The sequence below is a fragment of the Pedococcus sp. P2_E5 genome (genome assembly GCF_056403895.1).
Genome location: NZ_JBFUEP010000018.1, coordinates 40,311 through 58,488, shown reverse-complemented (window position 1 = coordinate 58,488; position 18,178 = coordinate 40,311). Strand labels below are relative to the sequence as shown.

13 protein-coding genes are annotated in these 18,178 nt (G+C 69.6%); 6 read left to right on the top strand and 7 right to left on the bottom strand.

The genetic code is table 11. The annotated features are described in order from the left end of the window. The first annotated feature begins 12 nt into the window (after nt 1-12). The gene (mshC, locus tag AC1DVZ_RS07970; RefSeq protein ID WP_477617649.1) at nt 13-1,260 is read left to right on the top strand and encodes a cysteine--1-D-myo-inosityl 2-amino-2-deoxy-alpha-D-glucopyranoside ligase; all 1,248 of its coding nucleotides are present in this window, start codon (nt 13-15) and stop codon (nt 1,258-1,260) included. Nucleotides 1,261-1,281: 21 nt separating this feature from the next. Here mshC and AC1DVZ_RS07965 read toward each other — a convergent pair whose 3' ends face one another. Further along, on the bottom strand, nt 1,282-1,974 hold the full coding sequence (locus tag AC1DVZ_RS07965) for an alpha/beta fold hydrolase (protein ID WP_477617648.1): 693 nt from the start codon (nt 1,972-1,974) through the stop codon (nt 1,282-1,284). A gap of 88 nt (nt 1,975-2,062) precedes the next feature. Beyond that, nucleotides 2,063-2,914 carry a PAC2 family protein gene (locus AC1DVZ_RS07960; protein WP_477617647.1) on the bottom strand — a complete coding sequence of 284 codons (852 nt, stop codon included), beginning with the start codon at nt 2,912-2,914 and terminating at the stop codon, nt 2,063-2,065. Nucleotides 2,915-3,056: 142 nt separating this feature from the next. Between AC1DVZ_RS07960 and AC1DVZ_RS07955 the strand changes: the two genes are divergently transcribed. Further along, on the top strand, nt 3,057-3,812 hold the full coding sequence (locus tag AC1DVZ_RS07955) for an HAD family hydrolase (protein WP_477617646.1): 756 nt from the start codon (nt 3,057-3,059) through the stop codon (nt 3,810-3,812). A gap of 15 nt (nt 3,813-3,827) precedes the next feature. On the opposite strand, the gene AC1DVZ_RS07950 is transcribed toward AC1DVZ_RS07955, so the two are convergent. The 4 genes from AC1DVZ_RS07950 to metH all read right to left on the bottom strand — a co-directional run bounded on the left by AC1DVZ_RS07950 (nt 3,828) and on the right by metH (nt 10,529). Then, nucleotides 3,828-4,673 carry a RecB family exonuclease gene (locus AC1DVZ_RS07950; RefSeq protein WP_477617645.1) on the bottom strand — a complete coding sequence of 282 codons (846 nt, stop codon included), beginning with the start codon at nt 4,671-4,673 and terminating at the stop codon, nt 3,828-3,830. A 117-nt stretch (nt 4,674-4,790) separates the two neighbouring features. Then, nucleotides 4,791-5,720, bottom strand: a complete 930-nt coding sequence (locus AC1DVZ_RS07945) for a hypothetical protein (RefSeq protein ID WP_477617644.1) — start codon at nt 5,718-5,720, stop codon at nt 4,791-4,793. Beyond that, complete coding sequence (locus AC1DVZ_RS07940; protein ID WP_477617643.1) at nt 5,717-6,511, bottom strand: RNA polymerase sigma factor; 795 nt, start codon at nt 6,509-6,511, stop codon at nt 5,717-5,719. Before AC1DVZ_RS07940 ends, AC1DVZ_RS07945 begins: the two co-directional genes overlap by 4 nt. Nucleotides 6,512-6,731: 220 nt before the next feature. Continuing rightward, nucleotides 6,732-10,529, bottom strand: coding sequence for a methionine synthase (gene metH, locus AC1DVZ_RS07935; RefSeq protein WP_477617642.1), 3,798 nt, complete (start codon nt 10,527-10,529; stop codon nt 6,732-6,734). Nucleotides 10,530-10,588: 59 nt separating this feature from the next. Here metH and AC1DVZ_RS07930 point away from each other — a divergent pair, with 59 nt between their 5' ends. The 4 genes from AC1DVZ_RS07930 to AC1DVZ_RS07915 all read left to right on the top strand — a co-directional run bounded on the left by AC1DVZ_RS07930 (nt 10,589) and on the right by AC1DVZ_RS07915 (nt 15,519). After that, entirely contained in the window at nt 10,589-11,701 is a 1,113-nt protein-coding gene (locus AC1DVZ_RS07930; RefSeq protein ID WP_477617641.1) for a site-2 protease family protein, read from the top strand. 11 nt (nt 11,702-11,712) lie between these two features. Beyond that, entirely contained in the window at nt 11,713-12,759 is a 1,047-nt protein-coding gene (locus AC1DVZ_RS07925) for a tRNA (adenine-N1)-methyltransferase (protein WP_477617640.1), read from the top strand. A 95-nt stretch (nt 12,760-12,854) separates the two neighbouring features. Beyond that, entirely contained in the window at nt 12,855-14,594 is a 1,740-nt protein-coding gene (arc, locus tag AC1DVZ_RS07920) for a proteasome ATPase (protein ID WP_477617639.1), read from the top strand. A gap of 76 nt (nt 14,595-14,670) precedes the next feature. Further along, a complete protein-coding gene (locus AC1DVZ_RS07915) occupies nt 14,671-15,519 on the top strand; it encodes a sterol desaturase family protein (RefSeq protein WP_477617638.1) in 849 nt (282 codons plus the stop codon). Here AC1DVZ_RS07915 and AC1DVZ_RS07910 read toward each other — a convergent pair. Continuing rightward, nucleotides 15,446-18,136, bottom strand: a complete 2,691-nt coding sequence (locus AC1DVZ_RS07910) for an AMP-binding protein (protein WP_477617637.1) — start codon at nt 18,134-18,136, stop codon at nt 15,446-15,448. The two genes, AC1DVZ_RS07915 and AC1DVZ_RS07910, sit on opposite strands and share 74 nt — an antisense overlap. Nucleotides 18,137-18,178: the final 42 nt, after the last annotated feature.

Genomic DNA, 18,178 nt, shown 5'->3' with positions numbered 1-18,178 from the left:
TAGGCTTCCGCTGTGATCTCCTGGCCCACGCCCTTCCTCCCCGCCGTGCCCGGCACCGGCCACCCCGTGCAGGTCTTCGACTCCGCGACCGGGGCGGTCCGCGCCATCACGCCCGGGCCGACCGCGCGGATGTACGTCTGCGGGATCACCCCCTACGACGCCACGCACATGGGGCACGCCGCCACCTACGTGACGTTCGACATCCTCGGCCGGGCACTGCGTGACGCGGGGCATTCCGTCGAGTACGTGCAGAACATCACCGACGTGGACGACCCGCTCCTCGAGCGAGCGACGCGCGACGGGATCAAGTGGGAAGACCTTGCCGCACAAGAGATCTCGCTCTTCCGCGAGGACATGACCGCGCTGGCTGTCATTCCTCCCGACCACTACGTCGGCGTCGTCGAGAGCATCGAACCCGTGGGCGCGGCCGTCCGCGCACTGCTCGAGCGGGGTGCGGCCTACTCGGTCGACACCCCGGAGTCCGACGGAGACGACCTCTACCTCGACATCTCGACGGACGCAGGCTTCGGCGCCGTGTCCAACTGGAGCCGCGAGGAGATGCTCGCGGTCTTCGCCGACCGAGGCGGGGATCCCGATCGCACGGGCAAGCGCGACCAGCTCGACCCACTGCTGTGGCGGGCGGCCCGCGAGGGCGAACCGTCCTGGACGGTAGCCGGCCTGCCCGATGGGCGGCCCGGCTGGCACATCGAGTGCACCGCGATCGCCCTCGACCACCTGGGCATGGCCTTCGACGTCCAAGGTGGTGGTACGGACCTGATCTTCCCGCACCACGAGATGAGCGCGACCCAGGCCGTGGTGCTGACCGACCAGCGGCCCTTCGCGCGGACCTACTCCCACCAGGCGATGGTGGGTCTGGACGGCCAGAAGATGAGCAAGTCCAAGGGCAACCTCGTCCTCGTCTCCAAGCTGCGCGCCGACGGCGTCGACCCGATGGCCATCCGCCTGGCGCTGCTCGCCCAGCACTACCGCACGGAGTGGTCGTGGACCGATGCCGTGCTCGACGCTGCGCAGGAACGGTTGGAGACGTGGCGCGCGGCCCTGTCGGTCAACAGCGCACCCGACTCCGCCGATGCCGTCGAGGCCATCCGCGCGCGCGTGGCCGAGGACCTCGACACCCCTGGCGCGCTGGCTGCCGTGGACGCGTGGGCCAGGCAGACGCTGACCCGCGGCGGGACCAACAGCTCGGCGGCGGGGGTGCTCGCCCGAGCCCTGGACGCCATCCTCGGAATCCGGGTCTGAGRGCGCTCGACCGCGCCCGCTTCAGGCCGTCGCAGCAGTTGCGGCGGCCGCGAGGAGCTGGGCGAGCTCCTTCGGCCTGGTGAGCATGGGCCAGTGACCCGAGTCGATGTCGACCAGGTCGAGGTGCCTGGCCCTGGCGAGCTCGGGGAGCTCACCCTCGTCGATCCACGCCCGGGCCTGCGCCGGGTCGAACTCGGGGCACACCAGCACGACCGGGACGTCGAACCGCCGCTCGTCCGTCAGGTGCACCACGCCCTTGCTCACCCCCTCTGGGACCGCGATCGAGGCAGCCTCGAAGGTGCGCCGGGACACCTCATCGAGGTCGGCCGAGTCTGCTCCCTCGAAGGGCCCCCAGCCGGGGAACGGCATGACGCCGTCCGTGGTCTCGAAGAAGTCGGCGTAGACGTCACCGTCGGCGGACGGGAATCCGCCGATGAGGGCGATCCCGGCCACCGTGTCCGGCCGGGCGTCAGCCGCCAGCCACGCGAGGGTGCAGGCGGCGGAGTGGCCAACGACCAGGGGTGGCTCGGCGGCGAGGTCCACAGCGCTGAGCACCGCTGCCACCTGGTCGTCCAGGGTGGCCGACGCGGCACCGTCACCCTGACCGGGGAGGGTGAGCGGCAGGGGGCGGTGGCCGAGGGCCTCGAGCTCTGGGACCACATCGTCCCAGGCGGATCCGTCGAGCCACAGTCCGGCGATCAGCAGGATGTCCATGGTCAGGAGGCTAGATCCAGTTCCGGACGATGCGCGTCCGGTTCAGCGATCCACCGGGTGCCTCGGCCCGAGTCGCCGGTCGACGGCCTCAGGCCGGCCCTTCCTGGCCGCGGCGACGCAGGTAGCGCTCGAACTCGCGGGCGATCGCGTCCCCGCTCGCCTCGGGCAGGTCGGCGGTGTCCTGGGCCTCTTCGAGGGACTGGACGTACTCGGCGACCTCCTCGTCGGTGTCGGCGAGCTCGTTGATGCCGCGTTCCCACGCCTTGGCACCGTCGGCCAGGTCGCCGTGCGGGATGGACGCGTCGAGCAGCTCCTCGAGTCGCGAGATCAGCGCGAGGGTGGCCTTCGGCGAGGGGGAGTGCCCGGCGTAGTGCGGAACCGCGGCCCAGCACGAGAGCGACTGCATCCCGGACTGGGTGGCGGCGTCGGCCAGCACCCCGACGATGCCGGTCGGCCCCTCGTAGCGGCTCGGCTCGAGATCGAAGCGGTGGATCACGTCGTCGTCGTCGGAGGTCGCGGTCACCGGGATCGGGCGGGTGTGGGCCACGTCCGCCATGAGCGCGCCGAGCGTGAACACGGTGCTCGCGCCCACCTCCTGGGCGAACTCCATGAGCTCGATGGTGAAGGCCCGCCAGCGGAAGGAGGGCTCGATGCCCTGGATCAGGATCACGTCGCGGTCCAGCCCGGCCGAGCGTGCGACGAGGATCCGGGTGGTCCGCCAGTGGATCCGTCGGCGGCCGTCCTCGAGGACAACCCTGGGCCGGTTGACCTGGAAGTCGTAGTACTCCTCGGGGTCCAGCGCTGCGATGGCCTCGGCGTCCCACACGTCGACGAGGTGGTCGACGGCCGCGGTCGCAGCCTCGCCCGCGTCGTTCCAGCCCTCGAACGCGGCAATCACGACGGGGTTGTTGAGCTCGGGGACGTCTTCGAGTTCGATCACCACCGCTCCTTCCTTGAAAACACACAGCCTCTGCTGCCGGTGCTCGGTCCAGGTCCAGCCTACGGTCCGTGGTCCAGAGCCCTCTGCACGGCTGCGTATAGTCGGGCGCGCCGCCATCCCCGCACCACGAAGGCCACCCGCAATGCCGCCTCCCGCGTCCGCTCCGTCCGAGGACTCGTCGCCCGTCGGTACCGGTCTCCCGGCCGCGGTCTTCTGGGACATGGACGGCACGCTCGTCGACACCGAGCCCTACTGGATCAACGCCGAACACGCGATCGTCGAGGAGGCCGGCGGGATCTGGAGCGACGAGTACGCCCACCAGCTCGTCGGCAACGACCTCATGGTGTCCGCAGAGTTCATCCGGGACAACAGCCCTGTCTCGCTGGAACCCGTCGAGATCATCGAGGAGCTGCTCACGCGCGTCATCGCCCAGGTCAGCGAGCACGTTCCGTGGCGGCCCGGGGCCGTGGAGCTGTTGACCAGCCTGAGGGAGGCCGGGGTGCCCAATGCCCTGGTGACCATGTCCTGGCGGTCGCTCGCCGACGCGGTCGTGACCGCGCTGCCCGAGGGGACCTTCGCCGCGGTGGTCACCGGTGACGAGGTGGAGCACGGCAAGCCGCACCCCGAGCCCTACCTCGCCGCGGCCCGAGCGCTCGGCGTGGCAGTCGGCGACTGCGTCGCCATCGAGGACTCTCCCACCGGGGTGCGCTCAGCGGTTGCCGCGGGAGTGCCGACCCTCGCCGTGCCACACGTCGTCGCGGTGCCGTCCATCGTCGGTGCGGTACAGGTGCCGAGCCTGCGCGGGCTCGGGCCGCGCGACCTTCGAAGCCTATTTGTTGGAGGGCGCAGTGTTGGAGGGCGCAGTGTTGGAGGGCGCAGGGACGGAGCGCGCCAGTAGCTCTGCGCAGCCGGCTCACTCGTCGATCGGGGTCACCTGGCCGGAGACGGCGGGGTTGAGGGCGATCTGGGTGGCGTTCTCGGGCAACGGCGGGGGAGTGCCACCCCAGGCGGGGCAGAACTCGCGGTAGTCGCACCAGTCGCACAGCCGGGAGGTCTTGGGCCGCCAGTCACCGGTGGTGGCGGCATGCTCGATGGCCGTCCACACGGCCTTGAGGTTGCGCTCGAGGCTGAGCAGGTCGTGCTCGTCGGGGGCGTAGCGGACGACCTCACCGTTGCCGAGGTATACCAGCTGGAGCAGGCGGGGGATCTCGCCTCGCAAGCGCCAGAGGACCAGCGCGTAGAACTTCATCTGGAACAACGCCTTGCCCTCGAACAGCTCGCTCGGCGACCGACCCGTCTTGTAGTCCACGACGCGCATGGCGCCGTCCGGGGCCACATCGAGGCGGTCGACGTAGCCTCGCAGCACCAGGCCGTCGACATCGGTCTCGACGTAGAGCTCGCGCTCGGCGGGCTCGAGCCGAGTCGGGTCCTCCAGGGTGAACCAGGTCTCGATGAGTGCCTGCGCGTCACCGAACCAGCCCGCTTCGGTGAGCTTGTCGTCGGCGAGGATCATCTCGGCGAGCTCGGGCTCCTGCTCGACGAGGGCCGCCCACTGGGGGCCCAGCAGGGCCTGCGCGGCCTGCGGTGTGCGCTCCTGCGCGGGCAGGTCGAACAACCGCTCCAGGACGGCGTGCACCAGCGTGCCCCGTGCCGCTGCCGGGCTCGGCGGGGACGGCAGCTTGTCGATGGTGCGGAACCGGTAGAGCAGCGGACACTGCTTGAAGTCCGATGCTCGGCTCGGTGACAGGGCTGGAACCATGGACCACACGGTATGCCGCGCCGCTGACAGCGGTGCCGCGGCGCACCGGCAATGCAGCCCGGCATACCGCTCGAAGCCAGGTTGGAGCTCGTCGGGAGCGGGACAGTGGCGTGGGAGTCAGCGGTCGCTCACCATGACCCAGCCGGCCTGGACGGCAGCCCGGGCACAGGTCGGCGTCACACCACCCTTGGCCTCGACGCTCTGTGCCGCCACCACCCTCACGTCCCGTAGGACGGTGCGTGGGCGTCCGGAGGTGGTGCAACCGGTGGTGGGGGACTGCGAGCTGGTCAGGGTGACGGTGCCGTCGGACGAGACCGTGACGGTGCCGGAGTCGCGAGGGCTCCTGGCCAGGTTGCCCCGGTCGTCCAGCGCGTAGGTGGCTCGGCCGGCGTCGATCGCGAGGAGCATGCCGGTGCCGGGCATGATCCACACCCCACCCACCTGCGCGACGCGACGGACGGGGGTGGAACCCGCCATCGAGAACATCGGGATCTCCGTCCCCGCGCGGCTGGCCGGAGATAGTCGCACGAGAGACACCGGGGGTGCGGTGTTGCCGCAGAACTCCAGGACGTTGGCGGTGAGCGTGCCCTCCCGGTACTTCGTCAGGCGGAAGGAGAAGTCGCACCCCTCGGCGTCGCGTACCCCGAGCTTGTTGCCCTTGAGGGTGTAGTAGAAGGGGGTCTCGAGGGTGTCCGCGTTGTTGCTGTGCCCGCCTGACCCATCCGCGTAGAACGTCCAGAGCCCCATTCCCGTCCAGAGGCCGACCATCTCCTCGGGCGCGATGACCGAGGGGGTCACCGCCGGCACGGGAGGGGGCCTGCGGTCCGTGCCGCGGTCGGAGACCGCCCAGTAGGCCGTCCCTCCGCCCAGGAGGAGGACCACGGCGGCGGCCGCCGCCGCCATGCGCTGCCCGCGCCGACGGCGCGACGCACTGGCCGAGCGCTCCGTGAAGTCAGTGAACGCAGCGTCCACGTCCACCCCTGCCGGGAAGGCGTCATCGGCGAGGCGCTCGAGTGCGCGTTCGAGGTCACGGTCCTGCAGCGTCATCTGCCGGCTCCCATCACTGCCTGAAGGGCGGCTCGCGCCCGGTGGGTGTGCTGTTTGACGCTGCCCACGCTCATGTCCAGCTCGGCGGAGGTCTCGGCCTCGGTGAGTCCCAGCAGGAACCGGCACACGATGACTTCGCGCTGACGGCGCGGGAGGTCCCGAATGGCTCTGCCGAGGCGGTACGTCTCGTCGAGCCCGACGGCCGTGTCCTCCGAACTGGGCACCTGCTCCGGCGATCCTAGATCGCTCAACGCCCTCCTTCCTCGCATGAGCCAACGCTGCCTCGACCGGCACTGGTTGAACACCACGGACCGGACATAGGTCAGCAGTGCGCCCCGGTCTCGCAGTGTTCCCCAGTGCACGTGGAGCGCGACGAAGGCCTCCTGGGCGACGTCCTCCGCGGCGGCGCGGTCGCCAAGCAGGCAGTAGGCGAGGCGCACCATGCTGCCGAAGTGCTCGCGGAACAAGGCCTCGACCACGGCGTCCTTGTCACGTGACGTGGGCGTCGCGAAGGCGATTACGACCGCTGACTCCTCGCCACCGTTCACTCCGGCCTCCCGGCACCAGTCTCCTGCGGTGTAGTCGCCGTAGCACGCCCGAGGTTGACACCGATCCAGGGGTTTCTTGAGCGCTGGACAACGGCCGAAGGCGGCAGCGGTGTTGAGCCGGGCCAAACCAAGCCGTCCGAGAATGTTCCAGGCGCCGTCGTCAACCTTTGGCCCGCATCGACGACTACTCCTCATGAACCCAAACACCGCCCAGCACAACCACATTCGTCGCTCGGCGCTCACCGCAACAGCTTTGGTGGCAGCGCTTACTGTCTACCTTTCCTCTACTGCCGCAGCACGACAGGACCCAGGGCCCAGCGCCACCACGATGTCCTGGGAGTCCACCCCGTTCCGGTGTCCGGTGGAACGCGTTGGGTCGCAGGTCGTTCGCTGTGACAACCTCTCAGGTGCAGGCGTGTCGGCCCCGCTCGGCATTCCGCAGCAGCGCTGAGAGCCGGGCAGGTCAGTCCTCGGGCAGGTAGCCGAGGTTGGGCGAGAGCCAGCGCTCTGCCTCGGCGAGGGTCCAGCCCTTGCGCTTGGCGTAGTCCTCGACCTGGTCGCGGCCGAGGCGACCCACGACGAAGTACTGCGACTGCGGGTGCGAGAAGTACCAGCCGGACACCGACGCACCCGGCCACATCGCCATCGACTCGGTGAGCTCCATGCCGGTGTTCTCCTCGACCTGGAGCAGGTCCCAGAGCAGGGCCTTCTCGGTGTGGTCCGGACAGGCGGGGTAGCCGGGAGCCGGTCGGATGCCGACGTACTTCTCGGCGATGAGGTCGGGGTTCTTGAGGTGCTCGTCCGGTGCGTAGCCCCAGAAGTCGTGGCGGACGCGCTCGTGCATCCGCTCGGCGAAGGCCTCTGCCAGACGGTCGGCGAGCGCCTCGAGCAGGATCGCGTTGTAGTCGTCCATCGCGGCCTTGAAATCGTTGACCAAGTCGTGCGAACCGAGCCCGGCCGTGACGGCGAACGCCCCGACGTGGTCGGACAGCCCGGTGTCCCGTGGCGCGACGAAGTCGGACATGGCGCGGTTGGGGATGCCCTCGCGGTGCTGCCCCTGCTGCCGCAGGGTGTGGAGCGTCGTGGCCACCGTGTCGCGGGACTCGTCGGTGTAGACCTCGATGTCGTCACCGACGGAGTTGGCGGGGAACAGGCCGATCACGCCACTGGCGGTCAACCACTTCTGGTCGACGATGTCATCGAGCATCCGCTGCGCGTCCTGGTAGAGCTTGGTCGCTGCCTCACCGGTCGAGGGGTTGTTCAGGATGTCGGGGAAGCGGCCCTTCATCTCCCAGGCGAGGAAGAACGGCTGCCAGTCGATGTAGTCGCGCAGCTCGGCGATGGGGTAGTCGCGGAAGGTCCGCACGAACTGGGTGACGGTGCGGTTGCGGGTGCCGGACTGACGGCGCAGCAGCTCCTTCTCCTGGGCCGCGACCAGGTGGGGCACCGGCGGCCGGTAGCTGCTCCAGTCGATCGGCGTGGCCTGTGCGCGGGCCTTCTCGATCGACACGAGCGGCCGCTCGGTCGACTTGGCCGCGTGCCGGGCGCGAAGCGAGTCGAAGTCGGCCTTCACCTCGGCCATCAGCTTGGGCCGCAGCTCGTCGGACAGCAGCTGCGCCACGACCGGCACCGAACGCGAGGCGTCCTTCACCCAGACGACCGGTCCGTGGTACTTCTGGTCGACCTTGACGGCGGTGTGCGCCCGCGACGTCGTGGCGCCACCGATGAGCAGCGGCAGGTCGAAGCCCTGACGCTCCATCTCCATGGCGAAGTTGACCATCTCGTCGAGGCTCGGGGTGATCAGCCCGGACAGCCCGATGACGTCGGCCTTCTCGGCCTTGGCCGCATCGAGGATCTTCTGTGCCGGGACCATGACGCCGAGGTCGACCACGTCGTAGTTGTTGCACTGCAGGACCACGCCGACGATGTTCTTGCCGATGTCGTGGACGTCGCCCTTGACGGTGGCCATGACGACCTTGCCCTTGGCCCTGTTCTCGGCCACCTCGGCCTCGGTCTTCTCGGCCTCGATGAACGGGATGAGGTAGGCCACGGCCTTCTTCATGACCCGGGCCGACTTCACGACCTGCGGCAGGAACATCTTGCCTGCGCCGAACAGGTCACCGACGACGTTCATGCCGTCCATGAGCGGTCCTTCGATGACCTCGATGGGACGACCGCCACGGGCCGAGATCTCCTGCCGCAGCTCCTCGGTGTCCGTCTCCGCGTGTTCGTCGAGCCCCTTGACCAGGGCGTAGGTGATGCGTTCGCCGACGGGCAGTGAGCGCCATTCCTCGGCGATGGCCTCCTGCTTGGTGTCGCCCGTGTTGAACCTGTCGGCGATCTCGAGCAACCGCTCGGTGGAGTCGGGGCGGCGGTTGAGGACGACGTCCTCGATCCGGTCACGCAGGTCGGGGTCGACCTGGTCGTAGACGACGAGGGCACCCGCGTTGACGATTCCCATGTCCATGCCCGCCTGGATGGCGTGGTAGAGGAACACGGCGTGGATCGCCTCACGGACCGCGTTGTTGCCGCGGAACGAGAAGGACACGTTGGAGACACCACCGGAGATCAGCGAACCCGGCAGGTTCGCCTTGATCCAGCGGGTCGCGTCGATGAAGTCGGTGCCGTAGGCCGCGTGCTCCTCGATGCCCGTCGCCACGGCGAAGATGTTGGGGTCGAAGATGATGTCCTCGGCCGGGAACCCGACCTCCTGCGTGAGGATGTCGTAGGCCCGCTGGCAGATCTCCTTGCGCCGCTGCAGCGAGTCGGCCTGACCGTCCTCGTCGAACGCCATGACGACGATCGCCGCGCCGTACTTGCGGCAGAGGCGGGCGTGGTGGATGAAGGGCTCCACGCCCTCCTTCATGGAGATCGAGTTGACGATCGACTTCCCCTGGACGCACTTGAGCCCGGCCTCGATGACGTCCCACTTGGAGGAGTCGATCATCAACGGCACCCGCGAGATGTCGGGCTCGGTCGCGACCAGCTTGACGAACCGGTCCATCGCGGCGATGCCGTCGATCATGCCCTCGTCCATGTTGATGTCGATGACCTGGGCGCCGGACTCCACCTGTTGGCGCGCGACGTTGAGCGCCGTGCCGTAGTCCTCGGCCTGGATCAGCTTGCGGAACCGCGCCGACCCGGTGATGTTGGTGCGTTCGCCGACGTTGACGAACAACGACTCCTCGGTGACGGTCAGCGGCTCGAGGCCGGAGAGGCGCAACGCCGGGGCGATCTCGCTCGGCACCCGCGGCGACTGGTCGCTGGCCGCCTTGGCGATGGCGGCGATGTGCTCGGGAGTGGTGCCGCAGCAGCCCCCCAGCAGGTTCACCAACCCGGACTTCGCGAACTCGCCGACCACCGACGCCATCGCATCAGGGGTCTCGTCGTACTCGCCGAAGGCGTTGGGCAGCCCGGCGTTGGGGTAGCACGACACATAGGTGTCGGCGACGCGGGCCAGCTCCGCGGCATACGGACGCATCTCGGCGGCGCCGAGGGCGCAGTTGAGCCCGACCGCGAGCGGACGCGCATGCCGGACCGAGTTCCAGAAGGCCTCGGTCACCTGACCCGAGAGGGTGCGGCCTGAGGCGTCCGTGATGGTGCCGGAGATGATGACCGGCCAGCGGCGGTCGTGCTCCTCGAACAGCGTCTCGAGGGCGAAGATCGCGGCCTTGGCGTTCAGGGTGTCGAAGATCGTCTCGACGATCAGCAGGTCCGATCCGCCGTCGACCAGCCCCCGCGCCTGTTCGAGGTAGGCCTCGACCAGCTCGTCGAAGGTGACGTTGCGCTTGCCGGGGTCGTTGACGTCGGGGGAGATGGACGCGGTGCGGTTCGTCGGGCCGAGCGCCCCGAGCACCCAGCGGGGCTGGTCGGGAGTCCTGGCCGTCATCTCGTCACACGCCTGGCGGGCGAGGCGCGCTGCGGCGAGGTTGATCTCGTAGCCGAGGTCCTCCATGCCGTAGTCGGCGAGGGAGATCCGCTGCGCGTTGAAGGTGTTGGTCTCGATGAGGTCCGCACCGGCTTCGAGGTATGCCGTGTGGATGCCGCGGATGATCTCCGGCTGGGTCAGGCTCAGCAGGTCGTTGTTGCCCTTGAGGTCGCTCTCCCAGTCGGYGAACCGCTCGCCGCGGTAGTCGGCCTCGCCGAGCCCCTCGCGCTGGATCATCGTCCCCATCGCGCCGTCCATGACGAGGATGCGCTCGGTGAGCGCGCTCGTCAGCTGGGCGGTGGCATCGGGCCGAAGGGTGGGGGCATCAGGCACCGCACAAGTATGGCCCAGTGCGGGAATCGACGTCGGCGCCGGTCACGTAGGGTCACCCCATGACGACCAGGGCTCCCGCGATGGAACCAGAGGAGTCCGGTCACGGGGTGCGGATCGCGAGGGTCGGCGGCGTGCCGGTCTACCTCGCGCCGAGCTGGTTCGTCATCGCGGCGGTGATCGTCGCGATCGTGGCCACGCCCTACTTCCCCGACCGGGTCGGCACCGGGATCGCCATCGGGGTCACGCAGGCACTCCTGCTCCTCGTCAGCGTCCTGGTCCACGAGGCCGCCCACGCCGTGACCGCACGGGCGTTCGGGATGCCCGTGATCCGCATCGTCGCGAACCTCTGGGGCGGACACACGTCCTTCGAGGCGGCGCGAAGCACTCCTGGGAGGTTGGCGGCGATCGCGGCCGCCGGCCCCGCCTCGAACGCGGTCCTCGCCGTGGTGGCATGGCTGCTCCTGCTCGCGACGACGGGCGACCGCACGAGCGCGGTGCTCACGGGGCTCGTGATCATCAACGGATCCCTCGCGGTGCTGAACTTCCTCCCGGGCATGCCGCTGGATGGTGGGCAGGTCGTGGAGAGCCTGGTCTGGAAGGCCACCGGCGACCGCGGCAAGGGTTCCGTGGTCGCCGGGTGGTGCGGCAGGGTCCTGACCGTCCTGCTCGTGCTGTGGTTCTTCGTCCGCCCGCTCGCGGACGGCCAACCGATCGGCTTCGAGTCCATCTGGGTGCTGGTCGTGGGATCCGTCCTGTGGACCGGCGCCACCGACTCCATCCGCCGCGGGCGAGCGCTCTCCCGGTTCGAGTCCCTGCGGGTCTCGCAGGTCATGGAGCACGCGGTCTTCCTCGACCCGCAGACCCCGCTGGGTGTCGCCATCGACCACCCTGACGCCGTCGTCACGGCCGACGCACGCGGCATACCGTGCCTGCTCCTCGCCTCGCCGGGCGGCGTCACCCCTGCGGGCCTCGACCCGCAGGCCCCCCTGATCTCCGCGGTCATGCGCATCCCGGAGGAGAACGTCCTCGAGGTCTCGCCGGACGCGAACGCGCTCGTCGTCGTCGAGCTCATGCAGTCGACCCGTCACCAGGACGTGGTCCTGACCTGGCACGGGCAGGTCTACGGCATCGCCCACGGCAGTCTGGTCAACGCGGCACTGTCCCGCAATTAGACTTCCCGCCCATGAGCACAGCCCCCGAGCCGACCAGTCCCGCACCGGCCCCGCCCATCGGCGCGGCACTGCGTCGCGGACCGTTCACCGAGGGGGAGCGGGTCCAGCTGACCGACCCGAAGGGCCGGTTGCACACCATCACCCTCGAGCCCGGGCGCGAGTTCCACACCCACCGCGGGCGGCTCGCCCACGACGACCTCATCGGTGCACCCGACGGGTCCGTCGTGCGCAACACCGCCGGGGTCGAGTACCTCGCCCTGCGGCCACTGCTGTCCGACTACGTCATGTCGATGCCCCGGGGGGCTGCTGTCGTCTACCCCAAGGACGCCGGCCAGATCGTGACGATGGCCGACATCTTCCCGGGCGCGCGCGTCGTCGAGGCGGGTGTCGGGTCCGGTGCACTGTCCATGTCGCTGCTCCGGGCGGTGGGCGAGCTCGGCCACGTGCACTCGTTCGAGCGACGTGAGGACTTCGCCGACATCGCCAAGGGCAATGCCCGGGCGTTCTTCGGGCTCGACCACCCCGCGTGGCAGGTCACGGTCGGCGACCTCGTCGAGACGTTGCCGACCGTCGAGGAGCCCGGGTCCGTCGACCGCGTGGTCCTGGACATGCTGGCCCCGTGGGAGTGCCTCGAGGTCGTCGCCCAGGCGCTCGCCCCCGGGGGTGTGCTGATCTGCTACGTCGCGACCGCCACCCAGCTGTCCCGGGTCGCCGAGGCCCTGCGCGACCACGGCGGCTACACCGAGCCGGAGGCGTGGGAGTCCCTGGTTCGTGGCTGGCACCTCGAGGGTCTCGCCGTGCGCCCCCAGCACCGGATGCACGGCCACACCGGCTTCCTCATCACCAGCCGACGACTGGCGCCCGGGGTCACACCCCCGCTGCGCAAGCGCCGGCCGGCCAAGGGCTCCACGGACGAGGAGGGGGCGCTCCAGAGCGGCCTCGCCTTCGGTGCCGAGAGCGACTTCACTCCCGAGGACGTCGGCGAGCGCGTCCCATCAGACAAGAAGATCCGGCGCCTTCGCCGTTCTGTGACTCAAACCTCCCCGACACCCGAGTAGTTCGGGGTTAGGTTTGGGTCATCGGCCGCGTCACGCGCGGGCAGGGCACGGTCGGTACCGCTCGATCGCCACTGCGTTGTCTTGAGGGAGCCGCCATGACCGATCACAGCACCCCCGCAGACCACTCCGAGGAGCGCCGCCAGGCGGAGCTCCTCGCCGAGGAGGTCGCCGCTCTTCGTCAGCGCCTCTCGGACGCTCCCGTGCGGTCCCGCGAGCTCGAGACCAAGGTGCTGCAGCTGCAGTCCAACCTCGCCACCGTGTCCTCGCAGAACGAACGGCTCGTGCGCACCCTCAAGGAGGCGCGCGAACAGATCGTCACCCTCAAGTCCGAGGTGGACCGGTTGGCCCAGCCGCCCGCTGCCTACGGCGTGATCCTCGAGTCCTACGACGACGCCACCGTGGACATCCTCACCGGCGGTCGCAAGATGCACGTCGCCGTGAGCCCCGCCGTCGACCCGGCCGAGCTGTCCAGCGGGCGCGAGGTCCGGCTCAACGAGGCGATGAACGTCGTCGCCACGTGCGGCTACGAGCGCATCGGCGAGGTCGTCATGATCAAGGAGCTGCTCGGTGAGGGCCGGGTGCTCGTCGTGGCGCACGCCGACGAGGAGCGGGTCTGCCGGATGGCGGACTCGCTCGAGGGCGAGCCGATCCGGGTCGGCGACGCCCTGATGCTCGAGCCGCGCTCGGGCTTCGTCTACGAGCGGATCCCCAAGGCCGAGGTCTCCGAGCTCGTCCTCGAAGAGGTCCCCGACATCGCCTACGAGGACATCGGCGGCCTCGCCGGCCAGATCGAGGCCATCCGCGACGCGGTGGAGCTGCCCTACCTGCACCCCGACCTGTTCACCGAGCACAAGCTCAAGCCGCCCAAGGGTGTCCTCCTCTACGGCCCTCCTGGGTGTGGCAAGACACTGATCGCCAAGGCCGTCGCCGCGTCGCTCGCCCGGAAGGTCGCCGAGAAGGAGGGCAAGCCGGTCGGCAAGTCGTTCTTCCTCAACATCAAGGGCCCCGAGCTGCTCAACAAGTACGTCGGGGAGACCGAGCGGCACATCCGGCTCATCTTCCAGCGGGCTCGGGAGAAGGCTTCCGACGGCACTCCGGTGGTGGTGTTCTTCGACGAGATGGACAGCCTGTTCCGCACTCGTGGGTCCGGGGTGTCCTCCGACGTCGAGACCACGATCGTGCCGCAGCTGCTGTCGGAGATCGACGGCGTCGAGCGGCTCGAGAACGTCATCGTGATCGGCGCGTCCAACCGCGAGGACATGATCGACCCCGCGATCCTGCGCCCGGGCCGACTCGACGTGAAGATCAAGATCGAGCGCCCCGACGCCGAGAGCGCCCGTGACATCTTCACCAAGTACCTCGTCGCCGACCTGCCGCTGCACGAGCACGACCTGGCCGAGCACGGCGGGTCCCCGCAGGCCACGGTCGACGCCATGATCACCGCGGCGGTCGAGCGGATGTACTCCGAGATCGAGGAGAACCGCTTCCTCGAGGTGACCTACGCCAACGGTGACAAGGAGGTCCTCTACTTCAAGGACTTCAACTCCGGGGCGATGATCCAGAACATCGTCGACCGGGCCAAGAAGATGGCCATCAAGGACTTCCTCACCGTCGGGGCCAAGGGCATCCGCGTCGAGCACCTCCTGGCCAGCTGCGTGGACGAGTTCAAGGAGAACGAGGACCTCCCCAACACGACCAACCCCGACGACTGGGCCCGCATCTCCGGCAAGAAGGGCGAACGGATCGTCTACATCCGCACGCTCGTCACCGGCAAGAGCGGCACCGAGCCCGGTCGCTCGATCGACAACGTGGCCAACACCGGCCAGTACCTCTGAGCGCGGCGGTGGCCGGCCGCGTGACCTGGGTCTCGTGACTGGCCACCACTAACTTACTCTCGGTAACATAGGTGGCGTGGACCACCTGATGCGCGACCCGGCGCTGCTCGCCGTGCCGTTCTTCGTCCTGTTCATCGTGCTGGAGCTGGTCGCCCTGCGCGTGCTCGAGACGGACGCGGACGCGCCACGGGCGGGGTACGCCAGGCAGGACTCGGCGGCGAGCCTGTCGATGGGCGTCGGCTCCGTCGTCGTCAACCTCGGAGCCCGGGCACTCGCGCTGCTCGGCTACACCGCGCTGTATGCCGTGACGCCTCTTCGCCTTGACCCCCACGACTGGTGGACCTGGGTCATCGCGCTGCTGCTCGTCGACCTGCTCTGGTACTCCTACCACCGCAGCAGCCACCGGGTCCGGGTGCTCTGGGCGATGCACCAGGCACACCACAGCAGCGTCCACTTCAACTACACGACCGCGCTGCGGCAGAAGTGGAACCCGTGGGGCGAGCTGCTGTTCTGGGTGCCGCTCCCGCTGCTGGGACTGCCCCCGTGGATGATCTTCTTCGTCTTCTCGCTCAACCTGACCTACCAGTTCTGGGTCCACACCGAGACGATCCCCAAGCTGTGGCGCCCGATCGAGCTCGTCTTCAACACGCCATCCCACCACCGGGTGCACCACGCCAGCGACGCCGAGTACCTCGACCGCAACTACGGCGGGATCCTCATCGTCTGGGACCGGTTGTTCGGCACCTTCCGCGAGGAGCAGCAACGCCCGACCTACGGCCTGACCCACCCGGTCACGACCTTCAACCCGTTCCGGTTGCAGTACGCCGAGTTCGCGCTGATGCTCCGCGAGGTCAGATCAGCGCGTCGCTGGCGCGACCGGCTGGGCTACCTGTTCGCCCCACCCGGGTGGGCGCCCCGGTCGTGACCTGCGACCTCGAGCCGGTCCTGAGGACCGCATTGAGCCCCGGGCGCGAGCGCAGACCACGACGGGCTGTCGCCTCGAGCCAGGTCCACAACCGGCAGTAGGCGATCCCGACCACGAGGCAGCAGGCCATCGCCAGCACCGAGCTGGTCCCCATGATGCGCGGGTAGACCACGAAGTGGGTCAGGTAGACGAACAGCGATGCGGTCGCGACCTGCGAAGCCGCGCGGCCGACGAAACCGGGTACTCGGGCGGTCGGGAACCAGATGAGCGCGAGCAGCCCGACGATGATGGTCACCTCACGCCCGGGCATGCTCGGCCAGAAGCCGGGCACCGTCAGCACCGGGATCGCCGACACGAGGACCCGCTGCCAGGTCGTGGAGGCTCGGGCCGCGGCCCAGCCGGTCGCGAACAGCCAGATGAGCACGTAAGCGTTCGCGCCCCGGTAGGGCCCGGCGTCCGGCACCAGCACGGCATACCTCGTCAGCAGGCCGAGGCCCACGAGCGCGACGGGGAAGGCGAAGGGCCACCGCCGCTCCCACCGGTCCACAGCGGGAATCGCCATGAGCAGCGCGGTTCCGAGGAGCAGCGAGGTCACCGCCTCGACGAACCAGTAGTGCCAGTGGTCCGACCACTGCGCCCAGTCGCCCAGCACCTGGTTGAGCATCAGCACGTTGCGCCAGTCGTACGTGCCGGCCACGAGGGCGACGACACCGATCCAGGCGGCGCTCGGCAGCACGACACGAGCGATGCTGCGCACGATTCCGCGAACGCGTTCGTGGCGCGGGCGTGAGGTCAGCTGGAAGCGGGCGAGGTTGTAGCCGACCAGGGCGAGCAGGGTGTGGGCGCCACCGGGGACGAACGACAGGTGCGTGTGGTTGGCGAGGATGAGGAGGATGGCCAGGGCGCGCACCAGGACCGTGGTGTCGACGGTGTGCAGCCGCCGACCCGGCCGCCGGCTGGCCGGCTCTGACGCCGCCAGCTCGTCGGGCGGCAGCAGGTGCCAGCCGTCGGGGAGGGTCTGCAGCAGCGCCTCCAGCCGCACCGACACCTCGACGTAGGACAGGGAGTCGCCGCCGAGGTCGACGAAGCTCGTCGTCGCGTCGGCCCGCGGCGCTGACAGCAACGAGCGGTAGAGCGCCACCACCGCTTCGGTCCTGTCCTCCGCGGAGCGGGTCGAGGTGCAGGGGACGGGGTCGGTCTCGGTTTCGGTGGCGAGTGCCGGGTGCGCACCGATGAGCTCCGCCATGCCGCGATAGTCGGGCTTGCCGGTGGGCAGGCGCGGAGCCTCCAGCCCATCGAGGACGACCACCCCCGACGCGGGTATGCCGTGCCGCTGGGTCAGCATCTGCGTCACCCCGGCGCCTGCGCCGGCCGCCACGGCGAGGACGCCGATGGCGTCGCCGAGGTCGACGCAGTGCGAATCGTGGCCGGCGGCGGCGAGGTCGCGCTCGACCTGGTCGAGGTCGATGCGCAGACCGACGACCTTCGCGAACCGGCTCCGGCGACCGACGATCTCGACCAAGCCGTCAGGCCCGAGTCGGGCGAGGTCGCCGGTGCGCAGCTCGTGCACCTCGCGTCCGCGCGACAGGTCGAGCACGGACTCGGCGTAGCCCAGCATGACGTTGGGCCCGGAGTACACGAGCTCGCCCAGCCCGCAGTCGAGCTCGCCCAGCGGGTCGAGGCGGAACGAGCCGCCGGGCACGGGCCGACCGACCGTCTCGGGCCTGGCCTCGAGCAGGTCAGGGGGCAGCACGGCCATGCGGGCGGTGGCCTCGGTCTGCCCGTACATGACGAAGAGGTCCCAGCCGTGCTGGCGGCCGAGCGCGGCATAGCGCTGCACCCTGTCCGGCGTGAGTCGGCCACCCGCCTGGGTGACAACCCGGAGGGACGGGTGCGCCCGCCGGGCGAAACCGCTGCGGTCCAGGAGGTCGAAGCTGTGGGGGACTCCGGCCAGCGTCGTGGCCCCGACCTCGTCGAACAGGGTCCAGAAGCACGGGTCGACGACGGACAGGTCGGTGAGCACCACGGCAGCACCGGCGCTGAGGTGGCTGTGCACGACGGACAGGCCGTAGCAGTAGTGCAGCGGGAGACTGGTGATGGCCCGGTCGCTGCTCCGCACGCCCAGTGACTCGGCGATGGCGGCGGCGTTGCTGTCGAGGTTCTCGTGGGAGAGGCGGACCAGCTTGGGGGAGCCGGTGGACCCGCTCGTCGTGAGCAGGAGGGCCAGGTCGGCGTGCAGGTCGTGCCTGGCGCGCTGGTGACGCGACGTCACCTGCCACCCGGAGTCGCCCCGCCCGGCGACGACATCGGGGTCGTAGGCCTCGATCAGTCCGTCGAGGTGCTGGAGGCGGTCCCCGGGCGCCAGCAGGGGGACGTGTCCGGCGTGCAGGGCGCCGAGGTAGGTGACGAGGCCATCGACCGAGTTCTCGGCGGCGATGAGGACCAGGCGCCGTCCCGCACCCAACCGGGCTCCCGCCTCGGCCACCAGTACCGCGAGGGCGGCATAGCTCAGGGTGGTGTCGGGGGAGAGCACGGCCGTCGCGTCGCCCCGGTCCGCCAGGGTCGCGACGAAGTCGACGCGGTGGCGTGGTGGGGCAGACAGGAGGTCGGCGGTCACGCGGGGATGATATTAGGTAAGGCTTACCAAACTCAAATGCCC